This window comes from Heyndrickxia sp. FW510-T9 (genome assembly GCF_058781025.1).
On record NZ_JBYSWK010000037.1, the window covers coordinates 1 to 16,253 of the forward strand.

The window sequence follows — 16,253 nt, forward strand, 5'->3', positions numbered from 1 at the left end:
ATGTAATACAAATGAAAAAAATTAAACATTTCGTTTATTGGAATATTTAAAAAACTATTTGACTTATAACATGAATTTTCTTATTATTAAAAGTATTCGAAGTGAGAGATAGGATACAAACAAAGATATAAGGCCTCTTATTTTGAATAAAAACTGTTAACAGTTGACACTTATAATATTGCAATTATTACAAAATGCTAAGGGAAGGGGCGAATATAGTGAAACCATTATTAGAGATTTCTAATCTCAAGGTATCCTTTCAATCAGATGGTACATATTTAAATGCTTTATCAGGTGTTAATCTTTCCGTTTATCCAGGGCAGTCAGTTGCACTTGTTGGAGAATCAGGCTGTGGAAAAAGTGTTACATCCCTTTCAATCATGCGCTTGTTAAAAGCTAATGCAAAGACTGTAGGACAAATTACCTTTGATGGAAAAAATTTATTAAACCTATCTGTTAAGGAAATGCGAAAAATACGTGGACATGATATTTCGATGATATTTCAAGAACCGATGACTGCTCTAAATCCAGTTATTCGAATTGGTGACCAAATAGGTGAACCACTCTTTCTTCATGAAAAATTAACAAAGAGACAAATCAAAACAAGAGTATTAGAACTTCTGAGATTAGTAGGCATCCCAAGACCTGAAGAGATTTATAAGGAATACATACACCAATTATCCGGAGGTATGAGGCAAAGGGTTATGATTGCCATGGCGATGGCCTGTAAGCCGAAGCTAATTATTGCAGACGAACCTACTACGGCATTAGACGTGACAGTACAAGCACAAATTTTGGACCTGCTTAGAAAACTTCAAAAAGAAAATAATATGGCTTTGCTTTTGATAACACATGATTTAGGTGTTGTCTCCGAGATGTGCGAAAAGGCTGCCGTCATGTATGCTGGAAAAATCGTAGAACAAGCAGACGTTAACACTTTATTTGAAAATCCACAGCATCCTTATACGAAAGGACTCATCGCATCCATTCCTAAATTGGAAGGCGAAAGAGAAAGATTAAAGACCATTCCTGGAAATGTACCATCCTTAGCTAATATGCCAAAAGGGTGCAGATTTGCTCCAAGATGCGAGTTTGCGATGGATAAATGCTATCAACAAGAACCCCACCACGAAGTAATTAGCCATACCCAAAGTGTCAGTTGCTGGTTAGGAAGGGGGAATAAGGATGACAGAAGCCTTATTACAAGTTAAAAATTTAAAAAAATACTTCCCAATTAAAAAAGGGATTTTTCAGCACACGGTCGGTCATGTAAAGGCAGTAGACGATATAAGCTTTACTGTTAATGCCGGTGAAACGATAGGGATTGTTGGTGAATCTGGGTGTGGTAAATCGACAACTGGAAAAACAATTCTCAGGCTCCTAGAACCGACAGATGGTGAAATTATTTATAAACAGGAAAATATAGCTAACCTCTCAGAATCCAAACTTAAAGAATATCGCAAAGAAATGCAAATTGTCTTCCAAGATCCTTTCTCATCATTGAATCCACGATACCGTATTGGGACAATTCTAGAACGTCCAATGGAAATTCATAAATTATATTCCAAAAAAGAACGAAAACAGAAGGTTATAGAACTTCTACAGAAATGTGGAATTGATCCAAGTGCAGTTAATAAGTTTCCTCATGAATTTTCAGGGGGACAAAGACAGAGAATTGGAATAGCTCGTGCATTAACATTAAATCCAAGTCTATTAATTTTGGATGAACCGGTTTCTGCATTAGATGTTTCTATACAATCCCAAATCATAAATTTATTGGAAGATTTACAAAAAGAGTTGAGCTTAACTTACTTATTTATCTCACATGATTTAAGTGTTGTCCGGCATATTAGCGACCGTGTTCTAGTTATGTATTTAGGGCAAATGTTTGAAATGGCGGAAACGTTATCAATGTTTAAGGATCCGTTACACCCTTACACAAAGGCGCTGTTGTCCGCAATCCCAGTACATAATTCTGCAGAAAAAAGAGAGAGAATTGTACTAGCTGGTGACCTCCCTAGTCCTGCAAATCCACCAACGGGATGCGTATTTCACACGAGGTGCCCATCTGCATCTGAAATTTGTAAGCAAAAGAAACCGGATTGGAAGGAAGTGAAGGACGGGCATTATGTAGCATGCCACCTTTACTAAAGGCTCTTTTCTTAATCTTTGTTGTTTTTGTAATAGAAAAACTCATGGGTTTTTCCTGGAACTTTAGAATAGGTAATCCATATAAGAAAAGATGCCCCGAAACTAAACCTTGATAGGAATCTAAACATAGAACGAAAAGACAAGACAATTTATACGAAAACAGCTGTACTAAATTTTTACTAAGAAAGGAGATGTGCAGTTTGAGTGAAAGCCAGATTCAAAATATTAAAGTGTCAACAGTTAACATGGCGATAGAACCGAAAAAGAAAAATAAGGTAATGAAAGTTTTGCGTGCATACCCAATGATTTTGGTTGGTGGTTTGATGGTGCTTTCCCTAATATTGATTGCGATTTTCGCACCATTAATCGCCCCGCATAATCCAAACACACAATATTCATCTGGATTATCGGATATAGGAGCACCTGTTGGCCCAAGCACGAAATTTATTTTTGGTGCTGATTCGGTAGGTAGGGATGTATTATCAAGAGTCATATTTGGGACTAGGGTTTCACTGGAAGTGGGTGTTTTTGCTAGTTTAATCAGCCTTTTTATAGGAGTAACCTTAGGGGTTATTTCAGGTTACTTCGGAAAATGGGTGGATATGTTAATCATGAGGATTACAGATACTATGCTAGCATTTCCTTTTCTACTATTTGTTATTGCGCTAGTTGCTGTTCTAAAGCCAAGTATTTCAAATGTTTTTATTGCAATCGGTGTTCTTGGATGGGCAATGATGACCCGTATTGTCCGAGGTGAAGTACTAAAAGTAAAAGAGCTAGAATATGTCCAGTCAGCTAAGGCGCTAGGGGCTTCAAAATTTGTCATCATCTTCAAAGAGGTTCTACCGAATGTTATTGCTCCTGTGATTGTAATGGGAACATTACTAGTCGGACAAAACATTATGTTGGAAGCGGCTTTAAGCTTTTTAGGAATTGGAATTCAGCCACCAACTGCAAGCTGGGGGAATATGCTCCAAGATGGATTGAATACTTATCAAATTGCGCCATGGCTTATCTATTCTCCGGGGATTGCCTTAATTTGGGCAACACTAGGATTCAACTTGCTTGGAGATGGATTAAGAGATTGGTTAGATCCAACCATTGGACGCTAATGATAGAGAGGAGGACAAGCAATGGCAGCATATCTCGTTCGTCGTGTATTAGGAGCTATTACGGTCTTAATAGGCATTTCCATTATTACTTTTGTCATCGCTTATGCAGTACCAGGTGATCCAGTTCGCACCATAGTCGGCGAAAAAGCGGCACCTGAGGTGGTCGAACAAGTCAGGCATACAATGGGGCTAGACCGACCAGTGTATGTTCAATACTTTACTTATTTAAATCGTTTATTTCATGGTGATTTAGGATTCTCTTATTATAACAATCAACCAGTTACTACTTTAATTTCCGATAGATTTGGTGCGACAGCAATATTGGCACTATCGGGTTGGGCTGTTGAGATTATTATAGGCATTCCATTAGGATTATTAACCGCCATCAAGAATCGAAAATTGACCGATTTCATTTTGTCCATTCTAGCTATCATTGGTATTTCGCTCCCAACTTTTTGGCTCGGAATGTGGTTCATTTATAACATTTCCTACAAATTAGGGATATTGCCAATTGGAGGTTCAGGGGGATTTGCAAATTTAATTTTGCCATCCCTTACATTAGGAATTGCTGGAGCTGCCTACTACCAGCGGCTAGTAAAGTCATCCATGCTAGATGTTTTGTCACAAGATTATATAAGAACAGCGCATGCAAACGGTGCCTCTTCCTTAAGGGTAACTTTCCGACATGGGCTTCGTAATGGAATCATTCCTGCTGTAACGTATGCGGGGATGGACATAGCTTTCTTAATGGGTGGAGTCGTAATAACGGAATCGGTATTTAATTACCCTGGAATTGGCCAATTAGCTATGCAATCCATTCAACACTTAGATGTACCTGTCATAATGGCAACCGTACTCTTAGCTGCAGTATGTGTAGTGGTTATGAATTTTATCGTAGACATCCTGTATTTTCTTATTGATCCAAGAATTAGTATTAATTAAGACTCTTTTCTTAAACTATGTTGTTTTTGTAATCTAAATCTCATAACTTTTTTATTCAGCTTTAGAATGGGTAATCCAATTAAGAAAAGATGCTCCGAAATTACAGCCTATTAGAAAATTAAACAAGGTACAAAAAAAACAATTAGTACAAAAACAGCCTTAATTATACTAACGGATCTGCTGAAAGGTGGTGAGATTTACACCATTCAAATTGCAAGAACACAATGAAAGAGGTTAAAAAGGAGGAAATAGAAATGTTAATGAAAAAATCATCATTGATAGGGAGTTTTGTCCTGATCTTCATGTTACTACTTTCTGCCTGTTCATCTAATACAGGTGGTAATGGAAATAATGCGTCAGGAAATGGCGAACCAGTAAAAGGTGGAAGTATCAATATTGATATGAGCGCAGATTTTTCTCATTTGGACCCTGCTATGTGTTATGATTTCGGATGCTATGAAGTAGTTACGCAGTTTTATAATATGCTAGTGACTTATGCACCTGATTCAACAAAATTAGTTGGTAGTGCTGCAAGTGATTATAACATTTCAGATGATGGATTAACCTATACTTTTAAACTTAATAAAGGCATTAAATTCACTAACGGGAAAGAATTAACAGCACAAAGCTTTATTGATCAATTTAAACGTATTCTAGATCCAAAGGTTGGTTCACCAGGGAAAGGTTTCCTTGACCCATTAGTCGTTGGTTCAACGGATTTTTCAGAAGGTAAATCAAAGGATATTTCTGGTATAACTGCTCCAGACCCTTATACATTAGTAATCAAGCTAACTCGCCCTGAAGGGACATTCCTAAATGTTTTAGCAATGCCTTTCTTCCCGGCTATTGACAAAGAGTATGTAGATTCTATTGGTAATAAAGAATTCGATCATAAACCTATGGGAACAGGCCCATGGAAAATGAAATCCTACAATGTAGGAAAAGGGATGGTTTTAGAAAAGAATAAAGACTATTTTGTAAAAGGATTTCCAAAGCTTGATCAAATCAATATTACTTTTGAGAAGAATACACAGTCGTCTGCACTAAAATTCAAACAAGGCGATACAGCGTTCATTGGATGGAACCAAGCAATTGGATCAGCAGACTTTGTCCAATTTCAACAGGATCCAAAATATAAGAAATTATTACAAAGCCAAACGCTTGTTTCGACTTATTACTTAGCACTTAATAATAAAGTCAAACCTTTCGATAATAAGTTAGTTCGCCAAGCCGTTAATATGGCTATTGATAAGGAAAAATTAGTGAAACTGAACAATGGGCGTGCTGCTGTTGCCAATCAAATTTTGCCGCCTGACATGCCAGGTTATCAAAAAGATCTTCCATCAGATGTTGACTATAAGTTCAACAAAGAAAAAGCAAAAGAGCTTCTAAAGGAAGCGGGTTATGGCAATGGCTTTAAAACAGTTATGCTGACAACTAGTAGTGATCAAGCAACTAAGGAGGCAGAATCCATTCAATCTGATCTTAAGGATATAGGAATTGATTTAGAGATTCGTCCATTATCTGGTGCCTCTTATAGTGATGGTGCAAGATCATTAAAATATGGAATCGTAAGCACTGCTTGGTTCCAAGACTATCCAGATCCGTCTAACTTTTTAGATGTATTATTAAATGGAAATCAAGTTCCTGCCAATAACTGGGCTGCATATGACAATCCAAAGGCTAACGAAATGTTGAAGGATGCTGCGATTTTACCACCTGGCCAAGAACGTTGGGATGCTTATTCAAAAATTGAATTAGAGATTATGAAGGATGCTCCTTGGGTTCCTTTATATACCCCAGTTCGATATGCCATTGTTCAACCGTGGGTAAAAGGATTTTACCAACACCCTGTATGGATGGATCCACTTCAAAATATTTCGATTACAAAGCATTAATAGCTTAAGGGGAGAGGAGTTCTCTCCCTTTTATTTTCATAAGAAAGGTGGAGTTGGAAGATGAAAGATTTAAAGAATCTATTAACAGAACTTGATCAATTAATAGGGGTTTCTGGCGATGAAAAACTAGTATCGAATTATATGAAGGAGCAATTGAAGGGAAAGGTAGATGAACACTTTGAGGATGCTCTTGGCAATCAATTTTTTATAAAAAAAGGAAGCGATCCGAATTTAAAAGTAATGTTAGCAGCACATATGGATGAGATTGGATTTGTTGTTACCCACATCGACGACAAAGGGTTTGTCTATATTGGCCCAGTAGGTTTTCACGACAGTAGAATGGTGATTAGTCAAATACTAGAAATCCATACAGACAAAGGTGTTGTAAAAGGTATTACTGGCAGTAAGCCGGCCCATATTGTATCGTCTGAAGAAGAAAAAATGGCCATTCCATTTGAAAAAATGCATGTAGACGTTGGAACGTTAAATCGTGAGGAAACATTGAACTTAGGGGTGCAAGTAGGGGATTATGTAACGTTTGATCGTAAGGGTCAGTTTTTGAATGACGGTAAAGTTTTTACAGGAAAAGCCGTCGATGACCGTGCTGGTTGTGCGGTACTAATTGAGGTAATGAATAGATTAGCAGAAAGAAATATTTCACCGACTGTTTATGGAGTTGCAACAGTACAAGAAGAAGTTGGTATTCGTGGAGCTGGACCTGCGGGCTTTACTGTTCAGCCAGACGTTGCTATCTCTATTGATGTAACATTATCAGGTGGTACACCGGGAATGGAAGATAAGGATATCCCGGTAAAAATGGGGAAAGGCACTGCTATAACCTTTTATGACGGTGGACTAGCGGTTCCGAGAAAATTAGCAAAACATTTAGCGAGGATTGCTGATGACTATACTATCCCTTATCAGCGTGATGTTCTTCTTAAAGGTGCGACAGACGGAAAGGCGATCAGTTTAAGTGGACGGGGAGTTCTTACAGGAACGGTTTCTATTCCTTCTCGTTATATTCACTCAGGGGTTGGGTGTGTACATCTTGATGATGTTGAGAATAGTGTCAAATTAATTGTTGCATTTATCGAGAATTTGGTAAATCCTATTAATTAAGAGGTATATTTACATCATTTAACTTGTATATAAAGGTGGAGTATAAGAAAAATGTCAATTCCCTTAAATCATTTATCCTTGTCTGACAGTGTCGCTAAGGCGGTGAGGACAATGATTCTTAACGGCACACTTAAACCAGGGGAACGTATTAATCAAGTAAAATTAGCAGAACAAATGGAAATTTCGCGAGGCCCATTGAGAGAAGCATTACGTATGCTTCAGAATGAAGGATTGGTTAAACATGAAACAAATAAAGGAACATTCGTATCGACACTTTCAAAGGAAGATGCTTGGGAGATATATACATTAAGAGCACTGCTTGAAAGTGAAGCCGCTCAGCTTGCGGTAAAACATATTACAGAAAAAGAACTTAGTCAATTAGACGAGTTAATAAAGTCGTTTCAAAAAGCATGTGATGCAGTAGATATTGAAGCCATGGAAAAAATCGATAAAGAATTTCATCATATAATTGTAAGCGCTTCGAAACATAGACGATTACAACATATGCATCAGCAGCTTGATGTGCAGCTTGGGGCAATGTTTTTGACGGTAACAAGTAATACACCACATAGGGTAAATTATCTCGTTGGTAATCATCAATTGTTGGTGGATGTACTTCGTAGAAAAGATAAAGATGAAATTAAACGAGAATTCATGCATCATTACACACAAACTTTAAATGACCTTATACAAAGTGAACATATTAAAAAGAAAGAAACTGATTCTTAACTAATATTAGAAATATTCCTCAAAAGCACATATAGCATTATTCGATTAATAAACCTATGACTTTGCTGTTGAAATTTGATGCAGAAAGGACATTTCATTAAATCTTTTTCGTATATATAGGATAAGGTTTAAGGTTTGTTTATTAAAAAGGAAAAAAGGTGATTTCAGATGTATATGAGTGATCTTAGTATGACTACCTTCAAAAAAATGAGAGAAAGTATTAATACGGTTATTTTACCAATTGGAATGGTGGAAGCACACGGACCGCATTGTTCACTTGCAACAGATATATTAATACCTAGAGAATTTCTTAAAAGATTAGATCCGTTTATCGGTGAGAAGGTAATCATTGCACCAGAGATAGCTTACGGACATTCCTGGGAAAATTCATCTTTCCCTGGCACTATAAGTATTTCGAACGAGACGTTTTCTAATTACGTTTATGAAATTGCTAGAGGGTTTATAAAGCAAGGATTTAAAAACATAGTGTTATTTAATGGACATGGTGGGAATCAATCAGGTCTTAGAAATGTTTCAGAAAAGATAGCTGAACTAGATGGTGTGGTCCTAACGATTAATTGGTGGGTTGATTACCGTGATGAAATTAAAACCATTGTTGATAACCCTGGGCATGCTGGTGAAGATGAAACCTCATTGATGCTCGCAATTAATAAAAATTATGCTGATATAAGTTTAGTAGGTCACCACGAGGTAACTCTTCCACGCAATATCGTTTTTAAGGATTGGGGGAAATCTGCTTTTCCGGAAGCATATTTCGGAAACGCTGGAGCGGCAACAGCAGAAAAGGGAGAACAGATTTACGAGGCATTATTATCTATTATATTAAAAGAATTTGAGAATCTTTGGGAAGTAAACCGAAGTTAAGTGGATTTGATAACCATTTTGATAGATTATCATTATTGTTCGAAAGGTAGGAGGATAATGAAAGCTCAATCAAACATCGTACCAATTAGCGGTGGATTCCATGTTTGGACAAGAAAAGTTGGAGAAAGTCCCATCAAGATGTTGTTGCTTCACGGGGGGCCAGGAAGCACTCACGAATACTTAGAATGCTTTGAAACACAATTACCACCTGAGGGAATTGAAATTTATTTCTATGATCAACTAGGGTCGTATTACTCTGATCAGCCAAATGACAATAAACTGTGGGACGTAGATCGTTTTCGTGAAGAAGTGGAAGAAGTTCGAAAATACCTGGATCTGGATCAATTTTATTTATTTGGATCTTCATGGGGAGGATTTCTTGCAATTGAGTATGCTCTAAAATACCAGTCCGCTCTAAATGGCCTCATTATTTCCAATATGACTGCAAGTATAGACTCGTATGTAAAGAATATTAATAAGTTACGCGAAAAGCTGCCAAGTAATATTGTCGATAGAATGAAAAGCTTTGAAGCATCGGGAGAATTCGGAAATTCAGAATACGAAGCACTTATTCATGAATATTTAAATAAAAAACATATTTGCCGACTAGATCCTTGGCCAGATTCGGTTGTTAGAGGCTTTTCACATATAAATCCACATGTGTACAATACAATGCAAGGTCCCAATGAATTCCTAGTTACTGGTACATTTAAAGATTGGAATCGTTGGGATAATCTGCAAAATATAGAAGTTCCGACATTATTGTTAGGTGGCAAATACGACACCATGGCACCTGAAGATAAAATAGAGATGGGAAATCGAATCCCAAATTCACGTGTTGGGATTTGCGAAAATGGAAGTCATTTATCCATGTGGGACGATTCGGAGTCCTATTTCAATTTTATTAAAGAATTTGTAAAAGATGTAGAATCAGGTGTTAACTTAAATCGTATTTAAAAAATATTAGAAAAATAATTCTTTGAATCATTCTAAATGGCTTTCTATAAAAAATGTAGAAAGCTTTTTTTGTCATGGACATAGGGACGGGGGTGGTTCTGGGCATAAGAACTTCGAAGTTTTGCTCATAAGCGCTTAATAAATCATTTTTTATTTTTATTCAGGCATTTTTCAGAGAGCGATAGGCACACACTTTCTTTGAAACACAAGAACCGTCCCTTTGTTTCCAAAATAAAAAGATTATTGTATTTGTTTTTGAGAATTGTTATAGTGATTGTATAACAACGTTAGAGGGGGAAGAAAAATGGAAAACATCAACTGGGGGCTAATTGCACCAATCATTGTGATTGAATTTGTATTAATGGTAATTGCTGTTGTAGATATTATTCGGATCAATCGGACAAATGGACCTAAATGGCTATGGGCGCTTATTGTCATTTTTATTAGCATGTTAGGCCCAATCCTATATTTTGTTATCGGAAGGAAACAAAATAGATGAATGTTATAAATATCCAAAATCTCACAAAGGAATATACGGGGAAAATTGCGGTACATGATGTGAGCTTCTCCCTTGAAGATGGAAAATGTACGGCTTTGTTAGGCCCAAACGGTGCTGGGAAAACAACGACGATCCATATGATAGCTGGGTTAATTAAGCCGAGTAAAGGGACAATATCATCCCCATTGAAGAAATCCGGGAATGATTTTAGGGACTTAATTGGTTTTTTACCGCAATATCCTACCTTTTACGAATGGATGTCTGGGGAAGAATATTTAATATTTGTAGGAAAATTAGTAAATATAGAACCTACCATTTTGAAAGAAAGGGTAGAGAAATTAATAGAGCTTGTAGGGCTTCAAGATGGATACAAACGAAAGATAGGCGGTTATTCGGGTGGAATGAGACAAAGACTTGGTATCGCACAAGCTCTTATTCACCAGCCAAAGCTAGTGCTTTTGGATGAACCTGTTTCTGCATTAGATCCATTTGGAAGACGAGAAGTTTTAGAGCTTATGAAAAAATTAAAAAACGAAACGACTATTCTCTTTTCTACCCATATTCTTAATGATGCAGAAGAAGTGTGTGATTCCGTGCTTTTTATGAATGATGGCAGATTAATAGAGGGGGGAGGATTGGAAGAGGTTAAGGAGCGCTATACCGATAATGTGATTAGGTTAGCATTTTCGAAAATCCCTGAAGATTTTTTACCTCAATTAGAAGGGTTGAAATGGGTGAAATCCATTGAAGCCAATGATAATAATGCTTTCATTTCCGTTTCTGAAATGGAGATAGCAAGGGAGCAAATATTTCAGCTAGCCGCTAATGATCGTTGGCCTTTAGAAAAATTTGAAGTCAACCAATTGACATTAGAAGAAGTATTTACAAAGGTGGTGAAGGGATGAAGCAGTTTTTTATTTTTTTGAAAAAAGAATGCTTAGAGTCATGGAGGAATTATAAATGGATTTGGGTGCCATTAGTTTTCCTTCTTCTTGGATTAACTCAGCCAATCACCACTTATTATTTACCGCAAATCATTGAGTCAGGTGGAAATCTTCCAGATGGAGCGGTTATTAAACTACCGACACCATCCGCTTCCGAGGTTTTATTCGGAACAATTGATTCGCAGTTTAATATGATTGGAATTTTGGTTATTGTATTAGCTTTTATGGCTTCTATTCCGGGAGAAAAGAAAAATGGAAGTGCTTCTCTTATTCTCGTTAAGCCTGTATCGTTTATAGCTTATATCTTAGCAAAATGGACATCGGCGATACTGGTAGTTTGGGTATCTTATTTCCTTGGCATGCTGGCAACCTGGTATTATACGTATCAATTATTTGGCAAAGTTGATATAAGTTGGGTACTAAAAGGCTTTTTCATATATGGAATTTGGTTAACCTTTGTTGTTACTCTAGTCTTTTTCTTTGGCTGTTTTGTAAAATCATCTGGACTAAATGCATTTTTAACCTTAGCATCAACAATAATTCTTAGCACCTGTGCCTCCTTCTTGCAGGACAAACTTTTGTGGCTACCTTCCCATTTAACAAAGTATACTGGTGAAATGCTACAAACAAAAACTTGTCCGGAGGGATTGTACGCAGCATCTATAATAACGATTCTTTTAATTGCTCTATTATTAGCGACTGGTGTGACTATTTTTAAAAGAAAAGAATTGGTATAGAAAAGGAAGCTGGAGGAGGTAGCACAAAATGATGGAAGAAAAAATTATTATCGGTTCAGAAACAAAATACCCGCTTAACGGAATATTGACCATGTCTAATGAGCCGAATGGATTGTTGCCTGCAGTTGTTCTGGTTCATGGATCTGGTCCAAGTAACATGGATGAAAAAATCGGTAATAATACTCCGTTTAAAGATATTGCTGAAGGTTTGGCAGAACAAGGGATTGCAGTACTAAGATATGACAAGAGAACATTCGTATATGGGAAAGAAATGCGAAAAGATGCAGGATTAACGGTTAAAGAAGAAACAATTGAAGATGCCATCCTTGCAGCTAATTTCCTGCGAAAAGATTCACGTATAGATGCAAACAAGATTTTTATACTAGGTCATAGTATGGGTGGAATGCTAGCACCGCGGATTGACGCAGAAGGTGGGGATTTTGCTGGAATCATTATCTGCGCAGGTTCTCCTCGCAAATTAGAAGAAATAATGATGGATCAAAATGATGATGCTTTAAACTCCTTAAATAAATTATTGAAAATGATTGCGAAGAAACAAATAGCGAAATTATCAAGCAGGTTTGACAACATCTATCAACTAAGAGATGAAGAAGCAAAATCAACCAAGGTTATTGGAAAATACGTCAGCGCCTACTATTTCAAAGAAATGGGTGAGCACAGAGCTATTGATTATCTGAAAGAAGTGGATAAACCAGTATTCATTTTGCACGGCGATAAAGATTTCCACGTATCTGTTGAAAAAGATTTCAATGAGTACAAAAATTTACTGGGCGAAAAGCCAAATGTTACATTCAACCTATATTCGAATTTGAATCATATGTTTATGCCCTCTGTTTATGGAAAGATACTAAAATTGAAAAAAGAGTATAAGGTTGCCCAACATGTAGATAGACAAGTTATCGATGACATTTCCGATTGGATTCTTTCTGTTTAGGAGAAAGTACAGGTAGAAGTTTTAATAGGCTCATTCATAGCGAGGCAAAATGCGGACTGCCTGTTACGGGAAATTGGGAGTGGCTGATCCCGTCATTAGCACCTGCAGCAACTCATATTTTTCATAAGCCATATAAAAATGAAATAAAAAGGTCAAATTATTTTTATCAGGCACCAGCTTATTGAATTTGAAAAAGCCAATGCATTCTGTTCTGTATGCATTGGCTTTTATACTGTTAGTCTTCTTTTGCTACGACAATCAATCTTTTGCTAGAATTCTCATCACATGTCATGAGAGTAAGAAATGGATCGGGTTTTTCTGATTGTGTTAAAGGAGATAGGTCATATTGGCTAACAATATGCTTATCTATAATTGAATAATTCTTTTTCACACCAGATATGTCCTCTAAAATGACCTTATCCGCAATTTTTACTCTTTTTAGTTTTCCAAAAAGACTCCCGTTATGCATATTGTGGCCTGCAAGGACAAGGTTTCCATTTTGGTTAATAGAAGGACCCGTCACTTTCGTTATCGATATTGCCATATTCTTATTCGTAGTTTTGTCGAGAATGACATATTTTAAATCAATGGCTGGAATCCTGATTCGACCAATCACATGCTTAGGTTTTGAGATTGACTGCTTCTTTGATATAACCGCCTCATAAAATTGCCGCTCCAAATTTTCTCGAGCCTTCTGGTGGGATTCTGCCTCATAGGCCCGATATAAACGGATGGATGCTAATACTATGAGTAGGGCGATTAAGATTATGCTTATGCTTTTTTTCATTGTTTAATCCTGGTGTGCTTTTTTCCGTTTCTGATATACCCACATCGTTACAAGAATGGCTAAGATCGTGACCATTCCAATGCTTAAATAAGTATCAATATATGAATCATCACCTGTTTGCGGAAGTTTATTGATCTGTGAATCGTTGTCAGCAGCAGGTCCTGATTGATTATCTTTATTCCCTTTGTCAGATGATGGATTCCCTTTATCTTCATCGGTAGGACTAGTAGGTGATCCGCCATTATCTCCATTAGAAGGATTAGATTGTGATCCGCCACTATCTCCATTAGAAGGATTAGAAGGTGAGCCCCCATTATCTCCATTAGAAGGACTGGAAGGTGAACCTCCATTATCTCCATTTGATGGGTCTGTGGTTGAACCTCCATCATCAGGGTCTTTATTTCCATTATTTTCAGTGACGGTTAATTCTCCCGGGGTTGCATGAACAGCGAGAGGATGATTGGTTGGATCTAAGAAACTAAATCCTTGTTTCTTATCAGTTTGAATCGTTAAACTACTTTCACCGATCTTCGCTGCATTTTGGATTTCAATCTGAATGGTAAATAAATCAATATCTTTATTTATTGGGCGATCTCCGGCAGAAGGATCTGCCCAAATTGCTCTAAGGAAGCCCTTGGAATTATCATAATGAACCATGAAACATCCATCTTTATCCTTTGAACACTTAGTGGATTCTATGCTTCCGTAGCTATCTTTCACACCAATGATTTTTAAAGCAGTATTGTCAAAATTGATTTCTAACCCATAGGCAGCAATTTCATTTTTCGAATTACTGAGGGCGACAGGAACTTCCACAATATCTCCAATTTGTCCTTTAACATTGCCAATCGTAACAGTTGTGTCTTCTTTGGGCGGTTCTACTTTTGCAAACGAATGATTGGGTACGCTTAATATAAATAAGCAGAAGGCAAGACAAATGAACCTAAATATTTTTAACTTTGTTCTCATCTAGTAATCTCCCTTATTCTATGAACTTAATAGTGGCCAAAATATTGATATGTTCCTTTTGGATAGAGAGTCCATTGATTTAAAACATAACGAGTTGAGCCATGAATGAGATTTGGCTTTCGAACCAGAGTTCCTCCAGAAGGTAAGAGTGGTTTAGATCCGTTCGTGGTTGGATCACCAACCGTATCGACTACCTGGCCATCCTTTTTCAGTACAAGACCGTTTATGATGGCACCACCAGCAATACCCGTTCCATATAAATCTAGATCGTCATTGTAGTACCATGTAGTTGTTAAATCGAAAAAATCATAAAATGTTCTGTCAATAATGTGATAAGTCATGTTTGGTGTGAGCGCGATCGAATAGATTGGCTCTGTCAAAATCCTCTTCTTCCCTGTACTCGGTATCCACTGATGAACTTCTAGTGAATAACCAGTAGCGTTACTATTTCCAGGTAAATAGATTTCTATAGCTTTATTAGATCCTCCTCCATCTAGATACTCCGAAATAAAAGCGGTTGAAGGCTCAATTTCAGCTGTAATCTTCATCGAATTAGACGTAACTGCTTTTCCTTTTTTGGTCGCAGATTCTTTAGCAGTGATGGAAAAATTATTATAATCTATATCGAAATCAGTACCATCAAAGTCAATTAACAACCAAACCGAGTCTCCGAAATTAGTAGCATTTAAAATGGACATTCCTTCAGGTGCATTATTGAGCGTAAAATCATTACCTGTAAGGTCATCCTTAAATGTATCTCCTGATAACGAAAGTGTAATGATTGTGCCGCCTTCACGATTAAGGTCCGATTCTGTTAATGGATTAAGAGGGATAGCAGTTAGAGTTGCTAATCCATCAGTTGTAAATGTCCAATCCGTTTTATTCGTGATTCCGCTGAAGTAATTTCCAGCCACATCTTTAAATGCAACATTGGCGATTTTGACATAGTAGCTGGTGTTACTATCAAATTTTGCATGCTTAATAGAGACAATGTTCCCATTTACAACAACATTAGAGGTGTCGTTTGCTTGAATGGAATTGACGAGAGAGTCATCAGCACTCTTATAAATTGAAATTGTCCCCGTTGATGCTACCACTGTTTCGCTGAAGGAGATGCTAAAATCATCTGTTTCAGAAACATTGGTTGCATTATTATTTGGAAGAATTGTATTAATTGTTGGCGGAATCTTGTCCGCTGGTTGAATCTTTTCGCTTGCACCACTTATGTAGGACTGATTTGATTGTCCTCCCGCAACCGCAACTGGTGTTACTTCAAAGAATAGGTAGTGATTTTCATCATCGTCCTGAAGCGTATAATTCTTTGAATTTGCTCCGGTAATTGCTTCTTTGTTCGAACCATCTTTCTGAGTGCTTCGGTACCATTGATAAATGGAAGCGCCCTCAGCATCATTTTCATCATCCGTATAGGCATAGTTGCCTGCGAGCGTTTTTCCTACAGTTGGATCCCCTGTAATTGCTACATTAGAAACGGTTGGAGCGTGATTTACTGCATTAATTGTAACGTCCACAGTTACTGTTTCAGATTCAAGCTGACCATCCGTAACTTTA

17 protein-coding genes are annotated in these 16,253 nt (G+C 37.1%); 14 read left to right on the forward strand and 3 right to left on the reverse strand.

Annotated elements, in window-relative coordinates:
- The first annotated feature begins 215 nt into the window (after positions 1-215).
- The 14 genes from AC3WJF_RS16570 to AC3WJF_RS16635 all read left to right on the forward strand — a co-directional run bounded on the left by AC3WJF_RS16570 (position 216) and on the right by AC3WJF_RS16635 (position 13,113).
- Entirely contained in the window at positions 216-1,211 is a 996-nt protein-coding gene (locus AC3WJF_RS16570; protein WP_492454237.1) for an ABC transporter ATP-binding protein, read from the forward strand.
- Positions 1,186-2,151: an ABC transporter ATP-binding protein gene (locus tag AC3WJF_RS16575; RefSeq protein ID WP_492454163.1), complete on the forward strand. Its 966-nt coding sequence runs from the start codon at positions 1,186-1,188 to the stop codon at positions 2,149-2,151. Before AC3WJF_RS16570 ends, AC3WJF_RS16575 begins: the two co-directional genes overlap by 26 nt.
- A 200-nt stretch (positions 2,152-2,351) precedes the next feature.
- Positions 2,352-3,263, forward strand: a complete 912-nt coding sequence (locus AC3WJF_RS16580; RefSeq protein ID WP_492454165.1) for an ABC transporter permease — start codon at positions 2,352-2,354, stop codon at positions 3,261-3,263.
- Positions 3,264-3,284: 21 nt separating this feature from the next.
- Positions 3,285-4,205, forward strand: coding sequence for an ABC transporter permease (locus AC3WJF_RS16585; protein WP_492454167.1), 921 nt, complete (start codon positions 3,285-3,287; stop codon positions 4,203-4,205).
- A gap of 254 nt (positions 4,206-4,459) precedes the next feature.
- On the forward strand, positions 4,460-6,103 hold the full coding sequence (locus tag AC3WJF_RS16590; RefSeq protein WP_492454169.1) for an ABC transporter substrate-binding protein: 1,644 nt from the start codon (positions 4,460-4,462) through the stop codon (positions 6,101-6,103).
- Positions 6,104-6,163: 60 nt separating this feature from the next.
- Entirely contained in the window at positions 6,164-7,222 is a 1,059-nt protein-coding gene (locus AC3WJF_RS16595) for a M42 family metallopeptidase (RefSeq protein ID WP_492454171.1), read from the forward strand.
- 51 nt (positions 7,223-7,273) lie between these two features.
- Positions 7,274-7,951: a GntR family transcriptional regulator gene (locus tag AC3WJF_RS16600; protein ID WP_492454173.1), complete on the forward strand. Its 678-nt coding sequence runs from the start codon at positions 7,274-7,276 to the stop codon at positions 7,949-7,951.
- A 174-nt stretch (positions 7,952-8,125) separates the two neighbouring features.
- Positions 8,126-8,836, forward strand: a complete 711-nt coding sequence (locus AC3WJF_RS16605) for a creatininase family protein (RefSeq protein WP_492454175.1) — start codon at positions 8,126-8,128, stop codon at positions 8,834-8,836.
- A gap of 57 nt (positions 8,837-8,893) precedes the next feature.
- The gene (locus AC3WJF_RS16610; RefSeq protein WP_492454177.1) at positions 8,894-9,793 is read left to right on the forward strand and encodes a proline iminopeptidase-family hydrolase; all 900 of its coding nucleotides are present in this window, start codon (positions 8,894-8,896) and stop codon (positions 9,791-9,793) included.
- Positions 9,794-10,097: 304 nt separating this feature from the next.
- Positions 10,098-10,292, forward strand: a complete 195-nt coding sequence (locus tag AC3WJF_RS16615) for a PLD nuclease N-terminal domain-containing protein (RefSeq protein ID WP_492454179.1) — start codon at positions 10,098-10,100, stop codon at positions 10,290-10,292.
- The gene (locus AC3WJF_RS16620) at positions 10,289-11,197 is read left to right on the forward strand and encodes an ABC transporter ATP-binding protein (RefSeq protein ID WP_492454181.1); all 909 of its coding nucleotides are present in this window, start codon (positions 10,289-10,291) and stop codon (positions 11,195-11,197) included. Before AC3WJF_RS16615 ends, AC3WJF_RS16620 begins: the two co-directional genes overlap by 4 nt.
- Positions 11,194-11,973 carry an ABC transporter permease gene (locus AC3WJF_RS16625; protein WP_492454183.1) on the forward strand — a complete coding sequence of 260 codons (780 nt, stop codon included), beginning with the start codon at positions 11,194-11,196 and terminating at the stop codon, positions 11,971-11,973. The genes AC3WJF_RS16620 and AC3WJF_RS16625 overlap by 4 nt, the downstream gene beginning before the upstream one ends.
- Positions 11,974-12,001: 28 nt before the next feature.
- A complete protein-coding gene (locus tag AC3WJF_RS16630; RefSeq protein WP_492454185.1) occupies positions 12,002-12,928 on the forward strand; it encodes an alpha/beta hydrolase family protein in 927 nt (308 codons plus the stop codon).
- A complete protein-coding gene (locus AC3WJF_RS16635) occupies positions 12,910-13,113 on the forward strand; it encodes a nitric oxide synthase oxygenase (protein WP_492454187.1) in 204 nt (67 codons plus the stop codon). Before AC3WJF_RS16630 ends, AC3WJF_RS16635 begins: the two co-directional genes overlap by 19 nt.
- Positions 13,114-13,163: 50 nt before the next feature.
- Here AC3WJF_RS16635 and AC3WJF_RS16640 read toward each other — a convergent pair whose 3' ends face one another.
- From AC3WJF_RS16640 to AC3WJF_RS16650, 3 genes are all read right to left on the reverse strand, one after another.
- Entirely contained in the window at positions 13,164-13,715 is a 552-nt protein-coding gene (locus AC3WJF_RS16640; RefSeq protein WP_492454189.1) for a sortase, read from the reverse strand.
- A 3-nt stretch (positions 13,716-13,718) separates the two neighbouring features.
- Positions 13,719-14,684 carry a cohesin domain-containing protein gene (locus tag AC3WJF_RS16645; RefSeq protein WP_492454191.1) on the reverse strand — a complete coding sequence of 322 codons (966 nt, stop codon included), beginning with the start codon at positions 14,682-14,684 and terminating at the stop codon, positions 13,719-13,721.
- A gap of 26 nt (positions 14,685-14,710) precedes the next feature.
- Positions 14,711-16,253: Ig-like domain-containing protein (locus AC3WJF_RS16650; protein ID WP_492454193.1), on the reverse strand; the 1,543-nt coding region annotated here is incomplete at its 5' end.

Bases quoted from the DNA above. Each gene is read 5' to 3' on its own strand.
- AC3WJF_RS16630 (WP_492454185.1), top strand. From the start codon at position 12,002: ATGATGGAAGAAAAAATTATTATCGGTTCAGAAACAAAATACCCGCTT.
- AC3WJF_RS16645 (WP_492454191.1), bottom strand. From the start codon at position 14,684: ATGAGAACAAAGTTAAAAATATTTAGGTTCATTTGTCTTGCCTTCTGC.
- AC3WJF_RS16620 (WP_492454181.1), top strand. From the start codon at position 10,289: ATGAATGTTATAAATATCCAAAATCTCACAAAGGAATATACGGGGAAA.
- AC3WJF_RS16595 (WP_492454171.1), top strand. From the start codon at position 6,164: ATGAAAGATTTAAAGAATCTATTAACAGAACTTGATCAATTAATAGGG.
- AC3WJF_RS16625 (WP_492454183.1), top strand. From the start codon at position 11,194: ATGAAGCAGTTTTTTATTTTTTTGAAAAAAGAATGCTTAGAGTCATGG.
- AC3WJF_RS16575 (WP_492454163.1), top strand. From the start codon at position 1,186: ATGACAGAAGCCTTATTACAAGTTAAAAATTTAAAAAAATACTTCCCA.
- AC3WJF_RS16585 (WP_492454167.1), top strand. From the start codon at position 3,285: ATGGCAGCATATCTCGTTCGTCGTGTATTAGGAGCTATTACGGTCTTA.
- AC3WJF_RS16605 (WP_492454175.1), top strand. From the start codon at position 8,126: ATGAGTGATCTTAGTATGACTACCTTCAAAAAAATGAGAGAAAGTATT.
- AC3WJF_RS16590 (WP_492454169.1), top strand. From the start codon at position 4,460: ATGTTAATGAAAAAATCATCATTGATAGGGAGTTTTGTCCTGATCTTC.
- AC3WJF_RS16615 (WP_492454179.1), top strand. From the start codon at position 10,098: ATGGAAAACATCAACTGGGGGCTAATTGCACCAATCATTGTGATTGAA.
- AC3WJF_RS16640 (WP_492454189.1), bottom strand. From the start codon at position 13,715: ATGAAAAAAAGCATAAGCATAATCTTAATCGCCCTACTCATAGTATTA.
- AC3WJF_RS16610 (WP_492454177.1), top strand. From the start codon at position 8,894: ATGAAAGCTCAATCAAACATCGTACCAATTAGCGGTGGATTCCATGTT.
- AC3WJF_RS16600 (WP_492454173.1), top strand. From the start codon at position 7,274: ATGTCAATTCCCTTAAATCATTTATCCTTGTCTGACAGTGTCGCTAAG.